Raw genomic sequence first — 19,269 nt, 5'->3', positions numbered from 1 at the left:
ATAAAACAGAATACTAATTGTTCAAAATATTAAATTGTATAAGTACTATATGAGATGAGGAGTGAACGCTTATGAAGAAATCCTTTAGATCAAAGATTGCCATCGTGATGATATTTGTCATCACACTAACTCTATCTACGTCTCAGTATAGGTATGCGGTGGCAGAGACAACATCAGAGGCTGATGGTCAGGATGAAAACAAAACTACAGAATCCGATAAAACATCTGTTGAAGATATAAATGAAAGCGAATCAGCTGAAAAGACTAAAGATGTACCCCAAGAAACTCCATCATCAAAATTGGGTCATGTACCTGTTACATACAGAACGCAGGTATGGGCATCTGAACTGGAAATAGGCGATAAAATTATGACTGGTTGTATCATAACTAATGAGTTCAGCGATAAACATGAAGTCAAGAATGACAATGTAGAGTGTTATATACAGGACAAGGACGGTGGCCTTGAGAAGATAGCCAATCTTCATAATACAATGGGAAGTAAGCAGTATAAGGCCAATCAGCAACTTCGCGTAATTGAAGTTGGCAGCGAATATGGAACCGGCTATATATACTTTGAGACTTTCAAGATAAAAGATGGCAAGAAAAAGATCAAGAAAGGTTCCGGTTTAAACGTAAGTGAGTTGGAAATCGGAGATGTCGTGGCTTCCGGCACGAAATTCATTCTTACTAAAGAGGGTATAACGAAATTTGATATATATCTTGACGAATGTAGTGAACCTCGTAATGATAAGCCAGATGAATATACAACTCTTACCCAGGCCATGCTCATCAATAAAGAAGAAAATGGTACTAAACTATCATTGTATTTTGAAACATTTTATGAAAAGGGCGAGGCAATGAGTGAGGATTCACTTAAGGTGCTTCTTGAGACCGAAGGTGAGGCAACTCTTGCTGGAGATATCGCTCTTACAGAAAGGCTGTCTCTTACTGATGGCAAAGAATATTCTATTGATCTTAATGGTTACAGACTCTATCGTGAGTGGAAAAATGACTTCAATGGAAGTAATTCCCTGGAGAACGACGGTCAGGTTATATACATAGGTAAGGAAACAATACTTTCAATTAGAAATACGGGAGATAAAACCGAAGGCGTCATCATGGATGGTCGTGGTAAAAGAGGTGGAGCAATCCGTATAGACGGAGGAACCTGTTATATTTCCAATGTGACTTTCACGGAGAACTACAGTGAGTACGGCGGAGTTTTCTATGCAGTCGAAAAAAGTAATCTGGTTTTGAAAGACTCTGTGATGGATGCAAACGGACAGTCTTCTCCGCAGTATAAGACGAATGGAATGATGAGGAGGGTATGGGATGGTAGTGGAGGATGTTTGTATATCAAGCATGGTTCAACTGCCACCATTAAAGAATGTACCATTGAGAATAATAGTTCTCACGAAGGTGGAGGAATCTATTGCGAAAATTCAAATCTTAATATAAGCGACTCCATCATCCGCAATAACGTGATTCATAACGAAGGAGATGCAGCCGGATTATTGCTTCGCATAGGTTCTAAGGTAAAACTTGATTCTGTTACCTTTGACCAAAATATAGGTGCCAAAAATGGCGGTGGAATGCATATATATCAGTCAGTTGTATCCATGAACAAATGTACATTTACCGGAAATAGCGCCAAACAAAACGGCGGAGCTATACGTGTTGATTATATTTCTGACAAATCTAAAGCTTCAGATATTACTATTTCGGACAACTGTGTGTTTGAGAATAATACTGCAAATTATGGAGCAGGAATACACTATAGTGCAAATGAAGCAACAAAAATGAATATATCCGGGGCATCTTTCATAAATAACATTTCATCGGAATCAGGCGGCGGTATGTATCTGGATTCATATGCGAAAATAGCAATGAAAAACGTGACATTTTCATGTAACCGAGCAGGAAAATCAGGAGGCGGCATATATGCTGAAGAAGAAGTGAGTCTAGATAAATGCCGTTTTGATCACAATGCTTCCGAAAAAAATGGAGGCGCAATATATATGAAAAAAAAGGATATGAAAATAAAGGATACTACTATAGAGTGCAATTCAAGTGGAGATAAAGGCGGAGGAATCTATGTAGATTCTGATGGTGGTCAGATAATACTTGAAGGCGGTAAAATAATTATACTCGATAATATGAGAGTAGATACTCCTGACAATATTACATTTGAGACATTCAAACCGCTCCTTATTAAGGGAAAGCTTGGAACAGATTCCATGATAGGAATTACACCACCGGGCAAGATTGTTAATCTGACGAAGGATTATTCGGATTATAACGGTGATCCTATCGACTCACACTTTACTGTGGACTCAGATGACTATCGCATCGATCCCGATGATGCACTGTCCGAAGCGAAACCAAAGAAGTTGCTTCGTGCTTCATCAGGCGGATACAGACTTGATATAGAAGTCAGGGTCACTAATGATGCTGACGACTGGGATGGTGCCGGATGTGATATCTGGACTAGAGCCGAATGCGGCAAGGGCAGAGAGGCGCGATACTGGGCGGATTATGGTATCAAGCAATATCTTGACGAATCAGATGATGTCTATACCAAGACTTTGGATTGTGGAACGGAGTTTCCTAGTCGAATCAATATCTATGCAGATTTTGGCGGTGGTTTGATATTCAGAAGATGGGAAGCAGATGTCAAAATAAAAGTAAATGGAATAAATGTAAGAAATTATCATATATGCAGGGAATGTTGGGGAAATACCAAGAGTAGTGGAGTAGCGGACAACTGGATACAGATACCAACTTCAAGGTTTCCTTATCCGGAAAATATAGAGGCTGACCACAGGAGAGAGGTGGACCCTTCCAAAGAAGATACTAGCTGGATTACAGTCAATGCTGTAGACCAGTATGGGGTAGCCTGGGATATTGGTACAAACGTTTCCATCGGACTTAAGAATCTATCTTTTCCAGAAAATGATACTTATGGTTTAATAAGATATACTTCGAATAAATTAAAAATTCCAATATATAGTAATCTTGGACGAAATCACCCTAGCACATACGAGCTGACATATCGGTATGGGCCAAATCTCAGCTTAGAGTTAAAAAAGAAGATAACTCTTCGGTTTATCTTCCCGCTGCGCGTAAATGTACTTTTAAAGCACAAAGATGATTTGACAGAAGTGCTGACCGCTTCAGGATTTGAGGGAGATACAGTTAAGCTTGAGGAATTTGATTTACCAGTCGGATATGTTATAAAGAGCTACAGTTGTACAAGTGGTTCGGGATTGCTGAACAAGGACGCTAAGACAGGTAATTATTCATTTACATTTGTTGGTGACAATGTGACTGTTACTGCATCGACTAATCCGATTAGCTATTCTATCGGTTTTATGCCGAATGGGGATTCTGAAACTGACAGCAAAGACGTGTCTGGAACAATGTCAACGAGAACAGCCAAATACGATAATACATTCTCCATTCCGACAACGCATTTTAAGAGAGCGGGATATGTACAGATTGGTTGGAATACAAAAGCAGACGGATCGGGTGAGAGCTTCCCGGTTAAGAGTGGAAAGCTTAAAAACCTGACTACAGTAAAAAATGATGTTATATTGCTATATGCAATTTGGCAGGCGGAAAAAACTGCCGGTACAACTGCATCCCTGTTCTCGGGGGGAAGAATGGTAGTTTATTTTGGAAGTGTAATAATAATTATGTTTTTCGCAGGAGGTTTTGTATTTTCCAGAAAGAGGAAAAGAAAGCAAGTGAGGTGATACCGTGATGAAGAATATTTTTCTTAGACAAATATATATCCTATGGATAACCGTTTTGGCTGTTACGGTATCGACAACCTTGTCCGGTATTCAGGTTCCCGTTACTAAAGCAGCAGCAAAAAATAAGGTCGTTATAGATCAGGATATTGAAGTGGATTCCTGGAAGTCGCTTCAGGAGCTCGTTGCGGAATCAGAAGATGAAAAAGAGGTTGTTGACGAAGATGCCGACGAGAAAGATGATTCGGATATTATCAATTATAATTATAAGATAACCTTGACATCGGATATCGTTGCATCAAAGGATGATGGACCATTAACTCTTGAACCTAAGAAAAGTGTTATCATTGACCTCAACGGATTTACCATAGAACGCGGTCTCAAGAGTATAACTGATGACGGCAGTGTCTTTCATTTGGGTGAAAAATCAAGACTCACTATAGAGGATTCAAGTGAGGAAAGTACCGGAAGGATAAGTGGAGGATTTGCACCAAAAGGTGGCGCATTTTATGTGGAGTCAAAGGCTATTCTTAAATTGTCCGCCGGCATCGTCAAACTGAATAAAGCAAAATACGGCGGTGGGATATATTTGGAAAAGAATGCAGAGGTGGAACTTGGCACCACAAGCATTCTTAATAATGAGGCAATAAAAGCCGGAGGCGGTATATACAGTGACGGTGGACAGATTACTTTTGCAGGAGGACGTACCAAGGTAAAGGAGAATGTGATAGGACAGAATTCTGATAATGGAATCGAATTCTCTGAATTTAAGACAATGAAAGTCACAGGAAAATTAAACAAGGGGTCACTTATAGTACTATCGCTTCCAGAAATCGTAACCAAACTTACAACAGGATATGGTGAATACAATTCTGTTGCTGGAAGTTATTATTTTACATATATTTCTGATAAATATGTTATAAGTGATGACCCAGATGCATCAGAGGTAATGCTTGTAAAAAGTAAGGAAGTAATTAATAACAATGTTCGTTCAACGGTAGAAGTATATAACTTTTCCGAAAAACTTGTCAAAGAAGTGGTTTTTGACGGAGTAAGTGATGCTTGGTCAAATGCGATTTCATATGGTCAGGGTTACAGAGTCGTTCTTACTCTGGGCGGAGACTGGATTATCGACGACGAACTTAAAGTAAAAGATGAAGTGGACGTAACGGTTGACTTGAATGGTCATTGTATCAATCGCAACCGCGAGCATAAGATGATAAAGCACGGTGGAGTATTTTTAGTAAAAAAGAACGGACGTCTTACTATAAAAGATTCTAATCCTAAGAGCAAGGGCTTCGACGGGGTTAAGGGTGGAGTAATAACAGGAGGTGCAAGTACCAATACAGGTGGAGGAATACACAATGAGGGCGGTCATGTATTCTTCGAGGGCGGTACTATTTATGATTGTATATCCAATGAAGATGGTGGGGCGCTACTTCAGGAAAAGGGTACCTTCACAATGACCGGTGGACGTATATACGCTTGCCAAGCTGTAGATAGTAGTCTTGACTGCAGCGGTGGTGGGATACATATGAACGGTGGATCGATAACAATTAAGAATGCACGTATAGAGGATTGTTACAGTGAGGACGATGGTGGTGCCATAAGCTCCCAAAGGGGAAGAGTTACACTAAATAATGTTATATTCTCTGGAAATAAAGCTCACGATGACGGTGGTGTCATCTATATCGCCCTCGATCTTGACACTGATCACGCAGGAACTCTACTCACTGCAAGAAACTGCACATTTACCGACAACGAGGCGGAAAATGGCGGTTCTGCATACATAAGGGATAACCCGAAGGACGGAGCGGTTCTGTTTGATCGCTGTATATTCCGCAATAACAAGGCATCGGAAGACGGTGGAGCCATCATGGTTGTAGATGACTGCGTGGCGCTATCCAATACTGAAATCACTGGCAACAGGGCAGTGGAAAGCGGTGGCGGAGTGTTCGTAGATGCAAGGTATGATCTGACTCTTAAAGGACTGATGAAAATTCGAGACAATATCTGTGATGAGGACGATTCCATGAGAAATGTCTGTCTAGAGAAAAGTCCAAGTGCAACAGCGCGTATAATTGATGCCGGTCTATACAAAGATTCATGTGTGAACCTTGGTACAACGTCAGGAAGCAGTGTCAGGATGGCGAAACAGATGAGTACATTTCATTTTAAATACATTAATATGGATGAAGGATTTCGTTCTCTCAAAGACAAAAAAGATGTTGATGTAGCTATGGTAGTTACCGCATCAATATTCAGCAATGGAAGTATCGCAGTTTTACTGTTACTTGCGGGAATAGGGTTGTTATCTATCATAGGAATATTTATTTATAGAAAAAGAAGGCAAAGGGGGGTACATTATGATGCATAAAAAGAAACGAATTGTAAAATTTTTAAAAACCATGATTGCTTGTTTTCTTTCATTATGTTTAGTTGTGGAGAACCCTCTGTCTGCCATGGAGGGTATGATGGCTCAAGAAGAACCAGTTCGATATCTTGAGGATGTGCGTATCTTCATGGCACCTTCTGGAAGCGAAGATGATGCAAGAAACGAATGCCGTGCAGCGGGTTATACGCTAGTGAATACTGACCTGAATATGGGGACTGACACGGAAAGATATGTATTCATGGGTTATAAAACCACAACAGACCCCAAAAAAGCAATCCGCAAGATGGGACTTCTTGCCATGGATCATGGATATGAGATTAAAGATTATAAGGAATTAAAAGAAAAATATGAGAAGTCCAATTATGCTGCAGCAGATGCATTTCAAGCGGCAACGGAAGAGTTTATTGATTATTATGAGAAGGGAAGCCCGATGGCACTTCAGGCATATGAAGGATTGAATATGATAAATGTTCCGGAGGCAGGAAACATGAAGCTAGGGGATTACTTAGTTCAAGGCAAGTCAAACCGTGACTTCTTTGCAAAAGTAATCGTAACATCTTGTTCCGGAATTGTAAGTGTTATCATTAACTATCTCTCAGCGGGAATGACACCTTATAAAAATGAGTATGATGACGATGAGGATGAGGAAGTAACCATCAACTGGGCAGAGAGGCTTTGTGAAAATGAATTATGGGAAAGTATTGATAACTGGGATTATCTGAGTGAGGAAGAACAGGAGGAATTGAACAAACGTTATCAGGATACGGCATCTCTTATATTCGCCCAGTTGCAGAACTTTGCCAACGAGTATAATAAAGCTGAGGCAGAATACAACGAAGATAAGCTTGTTGCTGAGGTTAACCAGATGGCGGGTTCCGACGAGAAAGATATTGTATTTAAAGGTCAAAATCCTTCTGATGTGGCTTCTGACAGTGATTCAGTTAAAATCTCAGATGAAGTACCAAAGGATGTTGAAAATGTTGAAGAGGCCGTTGAAGAGTCTGATTCTATTCAGGAAAATGATATCAGTGCAACCTTTGTGATGAGTTATAATAAGTTGAATGAATATAAGGCGAATGAAGAAATGCCTTTAGGAGAATGGATGCTCAACATAGGTGAAAAGACAAGTGAATCCGTTGACCTTAAGCAATTATATCCTCTTATCGCATCCCTTAGTGAAGCTGAGTGCTCTATGATTAAGATAGCGGGTATAACAACGGTGGTTTCTCATATAGGCGAAAATAAGCACAATGATGTTGCGGAGGAGCTTACATCCAAAGCAAAGGAGAACCTTATGAAACTCATGAATGAGGATTCATTCTCAATCTGGACAAATGCTGATCCCGATATTATGAACCAAAAGGTTGCTTTTACTTCTGATGCTATCAGAGAGAATTCTTCCAGCGCTACAATTGATTATGAAGAACCTGAAACAACTGCTCAGAAATTTGAGGAATTCTTAAAATGGGCGGGTATTGCTAGTGCGGCTCTTACGGTTGTGGTAATCCTTACCAGTAAGCTTGTCATAGCAGGACTGGTTACAGCTATTGGATGTCTGTTTGTAAAACTTGGACTTGTAGGTGCTGCGATGTCGGCTGCAAGTGTAGCATCGGCGATGATATCTTTTTCCAGCGTGCTAGGCACGTATATTGCAGGCCCGCTTGGGATAGCTCTTTTAATAGTAACGGTATTCTACTATATCGGTAAATTAGTTGACTACCTAATTCATCGTAATGATCCAAAAGAATATTCAGAGATACCTGATGCGGTTGTGGATGTTGTTGAGACAGCCAGAGGTTCCATTCAGGCAAAATATGACATAATAAAAACAAATTCAACCTATTCTGAAAGGTCTGAAGGGCCGTACAAAGGAAAGGACAAGGGCAAAGCCGATCTAAATGCGTATATGGGACAAAGCGGCTGGATATGCATGTTTGCATCCAAGGATGAGAGAATCGGAAGTCCTATAGTTGAAGATAAGAACGGCCAAATGTTCCATGTTGCTTATGGGGATGCAAGTCATCATAAAGGATTTGAATCAGTTAACTTCTTCGGCGAGATATCACCAGGTAACTGTAACCAGTTTGCCAAGAAAGATGGAGTTAATGGAATATATATTTACTACCACACTGTGGATTCACTTAAAGAAGGTACCGGCATAATCAATAATACTACAATTAATACATCCACCAACAATGCAACTACAGAACCGAAGAAGTATTATTCTGATATTATTGTCAAATCAGCCGATACACCGGCAAAGGCAAAGGCAAAGATCACTGTGGGTGGATTCTACGTGTGGGATCAGGAACTTAGTCCTCACGTTAAGGACAGGGATTATTCATTCAGGGATGCATTTAGCAAGGGAATGGACAGGAATCAGTATACCTATATCGGTTACAAGGTGACAACAGATCCTAACAAGGCCATAAGGGATATCAGAGTTGGAACCTTTACCGGAAAGTCAGCGGTTTCATTTGGCGAAATCAGTTACGGCTGTTCGGGAACTCTAGGTTATCCTGCTGATGATGCATCGGAGGACTCGAGTTATCCAGCAGATTTAGATGGTCTGTATATTACGAAGAGTAAAAAGGCGGGTACACCTATTGAAGTGGGAAGGCTCCATCTGCTAAGCAGTTTCAACCAGGTGCAGCCTGGCTGGGAACCTGTAACAACCTTCAGTGGATTGCCTTACAACTTTGATACCTCCAGATATGATAATGCTATTATTAACTCGAAATATGAAACAGGACACGGCGGCACACCTGGTTATCGTTACTACCGTTCCATATACACCGGAACTATCTTAAATGATGATGAGAGCTGGTCTGACTGGGGCGAGCGGTATCTGTACTATGAACCTGCGGAGAAATTCACAAGTGGAACCAAATATTTATCAGGAATATATTTTTCATTTGGTGCCGATGCGGAGTCAGAATTTAATACATATAATGAACCTGAATCTCCTTACACTGACCTGCTTAATCATATGAAAACAATACCTAATTCGAAAATGTATGATCTGAATCTGGCATCCTCGTATTTCTATGTAGGCGGAGCCGCAGACGGAGACCAGAAACACCTTAATATCGGATATACCTGGAGCTACAATCCATATAGAGCTATCTATAATGTTGCTGCTCTGAGGGGATCATTGTACTACAAATCCCTTCCCTACAATATGCAGAAAGCACTAAGTTATCCAAGTGGCAAGTATGCAGCGGCGGCAGACCATTCTGTCAGTTATACTGCTGCTACCATGGTCACTCAGCGTGTCCATGCGGATAATTTGGCCATCAGGGGAATCGGTCCTGAGAACGCATATATGAGTATCAATGGTCTGTGGGGGTCAAGTGATGAGCCTGCCAAGGGCTATATAACAGACCTTCCAGGAGATTATCCATACGGTTTTAAACAAATGCCGTTCCTTGCCACGGGTCTCTATGTAAGTGGATATGTGGATGGACAGGAGCCATTAACGCTTGATGATGTAGTAATCTCAAGTAGTTCACATCAGGGGCAGATTTTAGAAGGTAAGATTGTTGCGAATATGAATGGAGAGACGACTCTTGGAGGAAGTACTCCGAGTGGACAGTTTGCATCCATACAGGATATGAACCGTCCTTATGAAACCAAGCCTTTCAATATTGCTTATCCAAAATACGTTGATCCTCGCGATAATTCGCATAATGCATCATCACCTTTCTATATATACACTAATCGTACACCGGTTAAGAAAAAGTACATCTCTCGTATCTTCGTGGGTGCCTGCTCCTGGGATGATGCCGGAACGGATGACGAAGATACACTGGAAGAGTTTAGCAAGCAGGTGGATTATCAGGCACTTATCACTGCCTCCTCACAGGCTTCGGATGAAGTAATCCCGGTCAATATATGCGGTTCACAGAGTACCGCATGGTACAATAGAATAGAAAATAAAGATGATGAAGATGATGATGATTATGTACCAAGAGCAGAGGTAAAACCTGAGGAAGAAACTGATCGTCCGGCAGCCTACATAAGCGTTGCAAGAACAGATAAGGAAGGGGATGCCATTAAGGGCATACTTCTCTTTGAGTCCAATAAAAAGGTGGTTCCAGAGGTAATCAAAGTTGAAGGAATGGATTATTACTGTGCAAGCAACTCCACCCCGGTTAAAGCAAATAGTTCAACAAAATACTTTTTATACTATACGTATAATGCCGGTGCTATTCCAGGTAAACCTATAACATCCTTATCTGCTAGTGAAGAAGTTTTTGTTTCGGGAGAAGCAACAGCACTGAGTGTGAATAAAACGGATAGTAAATCGGGTCAAGCGGAAATGTACGGAAATACATCCATCGATACATTCATTCATGCGGCGTATGAACACGACAGAAAACAGTACTTCTCCAAGCTTCGACTAGGCAAAGGGAATAACCGTAAGGCAGCACTTTTAAAGCTTTTGGAAAAAGGTTGTACTGAATTCTGTGACATTGACCTAAATAGTAATGTCGGCGGTGATGCTGTATACTTCGGTTACAGAGGACTTAATCTCAATCAGTCCAAGATAGATGAGAAGAATACCAAAGCAGCAAAGGATGCGGAGAAAGAAAACCAACTTAAGGATGCCATCTATGATGTGGTATGTACAGTTGATGAGCCATATCATTCGGATGGAATAATAACAGAAAAATATCAGATATACTATACGCCGGTAGGTAATGTGGATCTTAACAGCGGTACTAACGGTCCACCAATATATATGTATTACACAACGAAGTTCGCAGTGGACAATTACAATAAGCGTCAAGGCAAGGATACCAGACGTATTCTTTCCTCGAATCCAGGCGATTACTTCAGCTCTAGGATAACAAGTTTTGCATTTGCATGTTGTGACAGAGTTCCTTATAATGATGCCCAAGGCGCATCATCAGCTGTTAACAACAAATATCCTTGGGAGTATGTTATGCAATGCGACAATGATATGCCGGCGGAGTTAAATGACGGAGCAATAAAATTTGACGATGATCACTTCACAGTAGATAACAGAATTTATATGTTCGCCCAAAGAGAGGATGGCAAAGTTAAAAAATCAGCTGAGATAACCGGCGGTTATACAAGGAGTACAAATGAACTTGCAGATTTGTGGTGTTCAAAAGATTGACGTTTATAATTTGAGTTTATTTAATAGTGTATTATATATATAACAATAAAAACACTGCCAAGCGGAGAAGGCTCCACATGACAGTGTTTTTTGTCTAGTTATATATCTTATTAGTAAGAAATAACAAATTTTTTAGCAGAATCTGAGTTTCTAAATGGTCCAGGAATAGGAGAAGCATCTCTCTTTTCTCCATTGAAATCCACGTCAAATACTATATCGGAACCATCTGGGTTTTCAAATCTTTGTTCCGGCTCAAATGCACACCCCAGAATATCACTGTCGATAAGCTTGGCTTTGAAATCCTTTAATAAATCATAAAGATCTGTAATGAGAGAATATTTTCCATTTTCTTCAATCAACTCGACTTTGACAGTATTATCTTTGTTTTCAAAATATTCTGTCTCGTTTTTGCAAATCTTAGCACCATTAAAATACGCATTTCCTTCGATCCATACAGGAAGATGACCAAAGTGAGCTTCTCCAAGCTTGCCCATGTCAGGGTTCTTGGTAAAGTCAAACTGTGATATCCACTCATCATATGTTGGAAATATGTCAAATGGAAGGGTACCCACAACTTCGTAATCCGCATCCTTGGCTGTTTTGTCAAGACATGTAACAGGATACTTTTGCACAAAAATATTATTGTAAATTCTATCATCTCCATGAAGTATGGTCATGAAACCGGCAACTTCTGTGCGGTGACGAATGTGATATGGTGTATATCTTGGTTCGCGCTGACCATTTACGATACTATCAACTCCGGAATTGATAAGCCCAAATCCGCCTAGAATAAGGTTGTGAACACATCCGACACCCTCGGTAGGAATAACAATACTTGATTTGGACAATAGAAGATTGTTGTCAATGAGAGTTGGGCCATGACCAACCTCAATAAATATGTCTGTATTAAACATTGCACCGTCTGTTGGCTCAACACCATCAGGTCTCGTATTGTCATGGAGAAGGTTGTTAGTTATACGTGCGCCCTGAGCTTCCCAATCAAGCCATATTCCCATAATACAATTGTGAATATGGTTATTCTTAATCGTAACATCTATAGCTGCATGAAGCTTAATTCCCGCCGTTTCTGCACCACCTAACTGATGACTGTTGCAAATATCGTGAATATGGCAGTTTTCAATAGTTGAAAATACTCCGCCCATACGGCCAACAATTCCCGTTTGCTCGCAGTGGTGAACATCACAATTTCTGATTATATGGTGCCCGATTTTTTCCTTGAGCCAACCATGGTACTGCCCACGACAAACTGCATCTCGCTCCATCTGAGTAGGGCTTTTGACATGCTTTGTGAAGAAGTACATGTCATTTTCCGGGTCCAGGTATTTGCCAAGAGAGATACCGCAACATCTACTATTACTTATTTCGCAATTTTCTATAATCCATCCCATACTCCAATGTGGTCCAATCATACCATCCTGATAAGCTGCAGGAGGAGCCCAGGTAGTAGCGGCCTTCTGGATATTAAATCCATCAACCGTGATATAATCAACTCCATTTTTGTCTGGCATAAAGCAGTTTCGTCTGACGCTGATTTCTACATTTTCTTCATTAGGATTTTTGCCTTGAAAATTTGCATAGAAAATAGTCCGTCCGTTCTTTTGCTCACAGTACCACTTGAACTTCGAGTCCTCTGGTTTCCATGAATGAGTGTCAATCTCGCCATCAATACACTCTTGGATATTTACTGTTTCATACATCATCAAGTCATTGATAAAAACAGCTCCTGCATGTCTGATAATAGGAGAGAAATACCAGTCTCCAACTACTTCTGTAGTATATGGGTTATACTCGCCAAAAAACTCGTTATCTACAGTTGTAGTCCAAACATTTCCGGTATATGGCTCCCAATCTGTAACCGCCTCAGCACCTGTAATTATCGCTTCTAGAGGCTTTTCTGATTTATAGACAATTGGTGCCTCCTTTGTTCCTGCATTAATAGGATTGACGTATTCTCTATAAATACCAGGTGCAACGATAACTTCATCGCCTGGCTTTGCGATTTTAGCGGCCTCGTCAATGTACTTAAATGGTTTCTCTTTACTTCCATCCCCATTAGTGGCATTAATATTGACATAAATCTTACTCATTAAAATCATTCCCCCAATCTCTTGATATTATGTCCAATATATATTATAAAGCATAAAGGAAAAATATTAAATATCCATACCTTAAAATGACAAAATAATACATGAATTTACCAGTTAATTAGATGTGTTTTTTTGGTATAGTTAAAAAAAACATTTTGGAGGTAAGAATGACAATCGAAAATTTTACTAATTGTATTTTGAAAAATATGAAGCAAAGGTTTAAGGACTGTGATGTTATTGATACAACAACATTGAAGAACAATGGTATTGAACTCAATGGAATTGTTTTCAATAGAGAGGGGGTGAGTATATCGCCGTGCATCTATATTGATGACCTGTATGAAAAGTACGATAAGGGGGAAGTTTCGCTTCAACAAGTATGTGAGGAAGTTTCTCAAAGATACGATAGTAGCCTTGACTTTGATAAGGAATATACAAATCTCGATGTTAGACTAGAAAATTGCAGAGATAGAATTATTTACAAATTGATTTCCTATGATGACAACGAAGAGATGCTCAAGGATATTCCATATATCCCTTTTTTGGATTTTGCAATTATCATGTTGGTTGTTGTTAAGATAGATAAGAGGGGAATGCATTCAATCAAAGTAGATAATAAACTTCTTGAAAAATGGAAAGTTACTATCGGTGAATTATATTCCATTGCCAAGGATAATACGATGAAGATATTACCGCCCAAGGTAAAAAAATTGGGTAGTATCATGTCTGAGATTCTCGGTGAAGATTATGAACTTGTGGAACGCGCCAAAGAGGATTCGCTTAATATGTATGTTGTGACCAATGAATTTGGCATATATGGAGCTTCAGCTATTATCTATGATCATTTAATCGAGGAACTGGCTGAGCGATTAGGTGATGACCTGTTAATTCTTCCAAGTAGTATTCATGAGATGTTAGTCATGGTTGACAATAACCGTGGAAGTTATGAAGTTGTATCTGATATGATCAGGGATATAAACGATGAATTTGTGGATAAAGAAGAGATATTATCAGATCATCCGTATATATACAGTAGAAGTAAGCGCAAATTTTTATCAGTCGGTTAGCGCACCAGGAGGGACTCGAACCCCCAACCAACGGCTTCGGAAGCCGGTACTCTATCCATTGAGCCACTGGTGCATTGTTATTACAACAATTTATATTATATACAAACATTTTTATATTGTAAAGTAAAAAATTATTGTATAAATTTCCTGTATGCGTTATACTTAACAAGGAAAAGCTTTAACAAATTACGAGGATGTGAATATATATATGGATAAGATTGTAAGAGGAATAGCTGCGGATGATATGATTAGATGTTTTGCTATTTATTCGAGAGATATGGTTGAAGAGGCGAAAAATCGTCATCAGACGAGTCCTGTCATAACTGCTGCCTTGGGAAGACTTATGTCTGCCGGTGCAATGATGGGAACGATGATGAAAGGAGATAAGGATATCTTGACATTAAAGATTGATTGCTCCGGACCAGTGCAGGGAATTACTGTAACTGCGGACTCCAAGGGGAATGTCAAGGGATATCCCAAAGTTCCCAATGTATCCCTTCCTGCTAATTCTATGGGCAAATTAGATGTGGCGGGAGCCTTGGGGTTAGGTGTTCTAACAGTTATCAAAGATATGGGACTCAGGGAGCCTTACAATGGAAGTACCCATCTCGTGTCAAGTGAGATAGCAGAAGATTTGACATATTACTTTGCAACTTCTGAGCAGACTCCTTCATCGGTTGCCCTTGGTGTGCTCATGAACAAGGATAATACTGTAGCTCACAGTGGTGGTTATATTATTCAGCTTATGCCTGATACCCCTGACGATATAATTGATAGATTAGAGGCAAAGCTCAAGAACATGGAATCTGTCACAGAGCTATACAGCAAAGGTCATTCTCCTGAATCCATGCTGGAGTATATACTTGGTGACTTCGATTTGAAGATAACAGATGAGTGTCAAACTCAGTTTAAATGCGGTTGTTCCAAAGAGAAAGTGTCTAATGCATTAATTTCTCTTGGAAAAAAGGAACTTCAGAATATGCTAGAAGACGGGGAACCTGTTGAAGTGAATTGTCATTTTTGCAATACGAGCTATAGATTTGATCCCGAGGACATCAAAAATATGATTGATGCCTAGTTTTAGGGCTTTTCTGGGAATTGCTTTATAAAAAACTAGACAAATATATCAAGAATTGATATAATTTAAGATGTTCTTTGAAAGTGAGGTCAAATCATGAAATTAAAATATAAGAAGCTTATAATTCTACTAACAGTTGGTGCAATCTTTCTATGTTTTATTATTCTAGCATTGATTCCAACTGGAACTAACAAGCAAAAGGCCGTAGAGGTAGCAAAGCTTGATGAATGTGATGATGATGCAATCAACACACTTATCAATAACTATTTTCAGGCCAAGAGAGATGTGGACATGGAGAAGATGGCTGAGCTTGTAAGTGATATCAATCAGATAAACCAGGAAAAGCTTGTAGCCAAAGCTGAGTATGTAGAAGATTATAAGAATATCAAGAGCTATATTATCAAAAATCCAGATAATGGAGATATGAGAATTTATGTGCGCTATGATATGAAACTTAAGAATATTGATACACTGGGTCCATGTTTATGTGGTTTGTATGTTACTATGGGTTCTGACGAGAGATATATCATATATCTCAGTGCCTTGGATGAGGCCGAAGAAAGCTTTATTCTTGCAGCAGATGAGAATGAGAATGTTGTCAGAATGAAAGAAGAAGTTACAAACAAACTTCAGGAGGCTATTTCCAAGGATTCAGCATTTAAACAATTATACGAGAGAATGGATAAGGACAACCAGTCAATCGTAGACAATGGTGCGACAACAGCACCGGCAACAATTCAACCTACTAATACGCCGGTTCAGCCAACGGCAGCTGTGACCCCGGTAGCAAGTGCACCGGCACAGACAGCGCCACAGGCAACGGCACAGGCGGCTGCCAGCGCTCCAGTTGCAACTGCAAAGTAAATGATTATTAAGGGGAACGCCTTATGGGTGTGTTTCCCCTTTTTTAGAAACAATTTTTGGGATTTTGACATGAATGAAGGAATAAGAATTAACAAATATCTTAGCCTTGCAGGCGTTTGCTCGAGGCGAAAAGCGGACCTCTTGATATCAGAGGGCAGAGTTCGAATAGATGGTGAGATATCTGAAAACGGAAGTAAGGTTTATGGCGATCAGAGAGTTACTCTTGACGGAAGAGACATAGAGATTCAAGAAGATAAGGTGGTCATAGCCCTTAACAAGCCGGTTGGTATTGTATGCACATCTAGTAAAAAAGACAAGAATAATATAATTGATTATGTTAATTACCATAAGCGAATATTTTCCATTGGAAGACTTGATAAAGATTCTGAGGGTTTGATTCTATTAACTAACGATGGCGATTTGATGGATGCGATTCTCAGAGCAAGGAATAATCACGAAAAAGAGTATATTGTCCAAGTCGACAAACCAATTGGCGATGATATATTAGATGCCATGAGAAAGGGCGTCCCCATACTTGATACGATTACTAGACCCTGTGAGATATACAGAATATCTGAAAAGAAGTATAGGATTATACTAACTCAAGGACTTAACAGGCAAATTCGCCGCATGGCGGAGTACTTTGGTTATCGAGTTCAAAAGCTTAAGCGTATTCGAATTATGAATATCAAACTTGAAAACTTGAAAACCGGGAAGTGGCGGGAGTTGACTCGAGAAGAAATTGATGGATTGAGAGAATTGACCAGAGGAGAAAAGTTTTATAATGAGTACTAATCAAAGAATGTTAGAATTAATTGACATATTAAACAACGCAGCCAAGGTATATTACCAGGGCAAAGATGAAGTTATGTCTAATTATGAGTATGATGAGTTGTATGATGAATTGGTAAGACTAGAGGAGGAAACTGGTATCACCATGAATAACAGCCCAACTGTTAATGTTGGTTACGAGACACTTAGCAAGCTTACTAAGGAAGAACATGTGGCTCCGATGCTTTCTCTCGACAAAACTAAAAGTGTGGAAGAATTGACTTCTTGGTTAGGTGATCATGCCGGAATACTCTCACTTAAACTCGATGGATTAAGTGTCATATTGACATATGAGAATGGCCAATTGGTCAAGGCTCTTACAAGAGGAAATGGAACCATAGGTGAAGTCATTACAAACAATGCTAAAATGTTCAAAAACATTCCTCACAGGATAAACTACAAAGGTAGAATGGTCGTGCGCGGCGAGGCGCTTATAAAATATTCTGACTTTGAAGTCATAAATGAAAGTCTAAGTATTGAAGAACAATATAAGAATCCCAGAAACTTGTGTAGTGGCACAGTTAGGCAATTAAATAATAAGATAGTTGAAGAGAGAAATGTAAACTATTATATATATAATTTAATTGAGACCGATTCGGATTTCGGAACATTTAACCAAAAATCAGAAATACTAGAAAAGATTATTTCTCTTGGATTTGATGTGGCACCATATAAGTTGGTGGATGGAAGCACTCTTTCTACAAAGGTAGAAGAGTTTTCTCATGAAATAGCAGAGGGATATGACATTCCGAGTGACGGACTAGTTTTGACTTATGATAATATTCAATACAGCAATAGCCTTGGGCGAACTGCTAAATTTCCAAAGGATTCTATAGCATTCAAGTGGAAGGATGAGATTGCCCAGACAACCCTTAAGGATGTTGAGTGGAGCGCATCAAGAACAGGTCTTATTAATCCTGTTGCCATATTTGAACCCGTAGAACTTGAGGGAACGACTGTACAGAGGGCAAGTCTTCACAATTTGAGTATAGTAAAGGAATTGAAGCTGGGCATTGGCGATAATATAACAGTATATAAAGCCAATATGATAATTCCGCAAATTGCAGAGAACCTAACCTGTTCTGACAATTTGCCAATCCCAGACAAATGCCCTGTTTGCGGCGAAGATACGACTATTTTAAATGAAAATGGCACATCGTTCTTGCTATGTAATAACAAAGCTTGTTATGCAAAAAAGATAAAATCTTTCACGCATTTTGTTAGCAGAGATGCAATGAATATTGATGGATTGTCTGAGATGACTTTGGTAAAGTTTATAAATATGGGAATTCTTCATGATGTTTGCGATATTTTCAAGTTAAAGGAACATGTAGAGATAACGGGATTAGAAGGTTTTGGTGACAAGTCTTTTAAAAATCTTATTGACTCTATAGAAAATGCCAGAGAAGTTCAGTTGGCTGCAGCAGTATTTTCCTTGGGCATTAAAGGAGTAGGACTAAGTGTCGCAAAACTTATTTGTAACAAATTTCCGTATGCCCTAAGTGAATTTTCAAAATTAACCAAGGAAGATTTGGTCTCTATTGATGGAATAGGAGACAAATTGGCAGAGTCTTTTATTGAATATTTTTCTAATCCAGAAAATGCAGACCTTGTAAAAAGACTGGAAGCAGAACTTGACATCCTTATGCCAGAGGCTATAGATGATAATAGATTTGAGGGATTGACATTCGTAATTACGGGTAGCCTTAATACTTTCAGCAATAGAAAAGAATGTCAAACATTAATTGAGAGCTTGGGAGGTAAAGTTAGCTCATCTGTTAGTAAGAAAACAGATTATCTTATAAACAATGACACAACTTCAAGCTCTTCGAAGAATAAAAAAGCACAGGATTTAGGTGTGAAAATCATTAGTGAAGAAGAATTCTTACAATTGATTAAAAAAAATTGATGTAGGTGTGTGTCTTTTTATAAAATATCATTGTTTTTTTTCTAAAATTGTAGTATTATATAGTATATACGTGATTTATGTTAGGGGTTGAAAGAATGGCATTTGGAAAAAAACGTAGT

General features: G+C 39.2%; 9 protein-coding genes and 1 tRNA gene. 8 read left to right on the top strand and 2 right to left on the bottom strand.

The features are described from left to right. The first annotated feature begins 71 nt into the window (after positions 1–71). The 3 genes from L877_RS0109130 to L877_RS0109120 are packed head-to-tail and all read left to right on the top strand — an operon-like array spanning position 72 to position 11,293. Positions 72–3,755 carry a hypothetical protein gene (locus tag L877_RS0109130; protein WP_026835807.1) on the top strand — a complete coding sequence of 1,228 codons (3,684 nt, stop codon included), beginning with the start codon at positions 72–74 and terminating at the stop codon, positions 3,753–3,755. 7 nt (positions 3,756–3,762) lie between these two features. Continuing rightward, on the top strand, positions 3,763–6,129 hold the full coding sequence (locus tag L877_RS0109125; RefSeq protein ID WP_026835806.1) for a hypothetical protein: 2,367 nt from the start codon (positions 3,763–3,765) through the stop codon (positions 6,127–6,129). Next, positions 6,119–11,293 (top strand): hypothetical protein, encoded by a 5,175-nt coding sequence (locus L877_RS0109120; RefSeq protein ID WP_026835805.1) that lies wholly within the window; start codon positions 6,119–6,121, stop codon positions 11,291–11,293. The genes L877_RS0109125 and L877_RS0109120 overlap by 11 nt, the downstream gene beginning before the upstream one ends. A gap of 110 nt (positions 11,294–11,403) precedes the next feature. On the opposite strand, the gene L877_RS0109115 is transcribed toward L877_RS0109120, so the two are convergent. Continuing rightward, the gene (locus L877_RS0109115; protein ID WP_034785507.1) at positions 11,404–13,401 is read right to left on the bottom strand and encodes a right-handed parallel beta-helix repeat-containing protein; all 1,998 of its coding nucleotides are present in this window, start codon (positions 13,399–13,401) and stop codon (positions 11,404–11,406) included. Between the two features lie 167 nt (positions 13,402–13,568). On the opposite strand from L877_RS0109115, the gene L877_RS0109110 reads away from it, so the two are divergent. After that, the gene (locus L877_RS0109110) at positions 13,569–14,468 is read left to right on the top strand and encodes a DUF5688 family protein (protein WP_026835803.1); all 900 of its coding nucleotides are present in this window, start codon (positions 13,569–13,571) and stop codon (positions 14,466–14,468) included. On the opposite strand, the gene L877_RS0109105 is transcribed toward L877_RS0109110, so the two are convergent. Continuing rightward, positions 14,469–14,541 (bottom strand) — tRNA-Arg (locus L877_RS0109105). Positions 14,542–14,676: 135 nt separating this feature from the next. On the opposite strand from L877_RS0109105, the gene hslO reads away from it, so the two are divergent. From hslO to ligA, 4 genes are all read left to right on the top strand, one after another. After that, positions 14,677–15,546 carry an Hsp33 family molecular chaperone HslO gene (hslO, locus tag L877_RS0109100; RefSeq protein WP_034785505.1) on the top strand — a complete coding sequence of 290 codons (870 nt, stop codon included), beginning with the start codon at positions 14,677–14,679 and terminating at the stop codon, positions 15,544–15,546. Between the two features lie 96 nt (positions 15,547–15,642). Then, complete coding sequence (locus tag L877_RS0109095; RefSeq protein WP_026835801.1) at positions 15,643–16,410, top strand: hypothetical protein; 768 nt, start codon at positions 15,643–15,645, stop codon at positions 16,408–16,410. 69 nt (positions 16,411–16,479) lie between these two features. After that, the gene (locus L877_RS0109090) at positions 16,480–17,205 is read left to right on the top strand and encodes a pseudouridine synthase (RefSeq protein ID WP_026835800.1); all 726 of its coding nucleotides are present in this window, start codon (positions 16,480–16,482) and stop codon (positions 17,203–17,205) included. Next, positions 17,195–19,150 carry an NAD-dependent DNA ligase LigA gene (gene ligA, locus L877_RS0109085; protein WP_026835799.1) on the top strand — a complete coding sequence of 652 codons (1,956 nt, stop codon included), beginning with the start codon at positions 17,195–17,197 and terminating at the stop codon, positions 19,148–19,150. Before L877_RS0109090 ends, ligA begins: the two co-directional genes overlap by 11 nt. Positions 19,151–19,269: the final 119 nt, after the last annotated feature.

It is taken from the genome of Eubacterium xylanophilum ATCC 35991 (genome assembly GCF_000518685.1).
GTDB classification, from domain to species: Bacteria; Bacillota; Clostridia; order Lachnospirales; family Lachnospiraceae; genus Eubacterium_F; species Eubacterium_F xylanophilum.
This window is presented reverse-complemented; position numbering and strand designations above follow the sequence as displayed.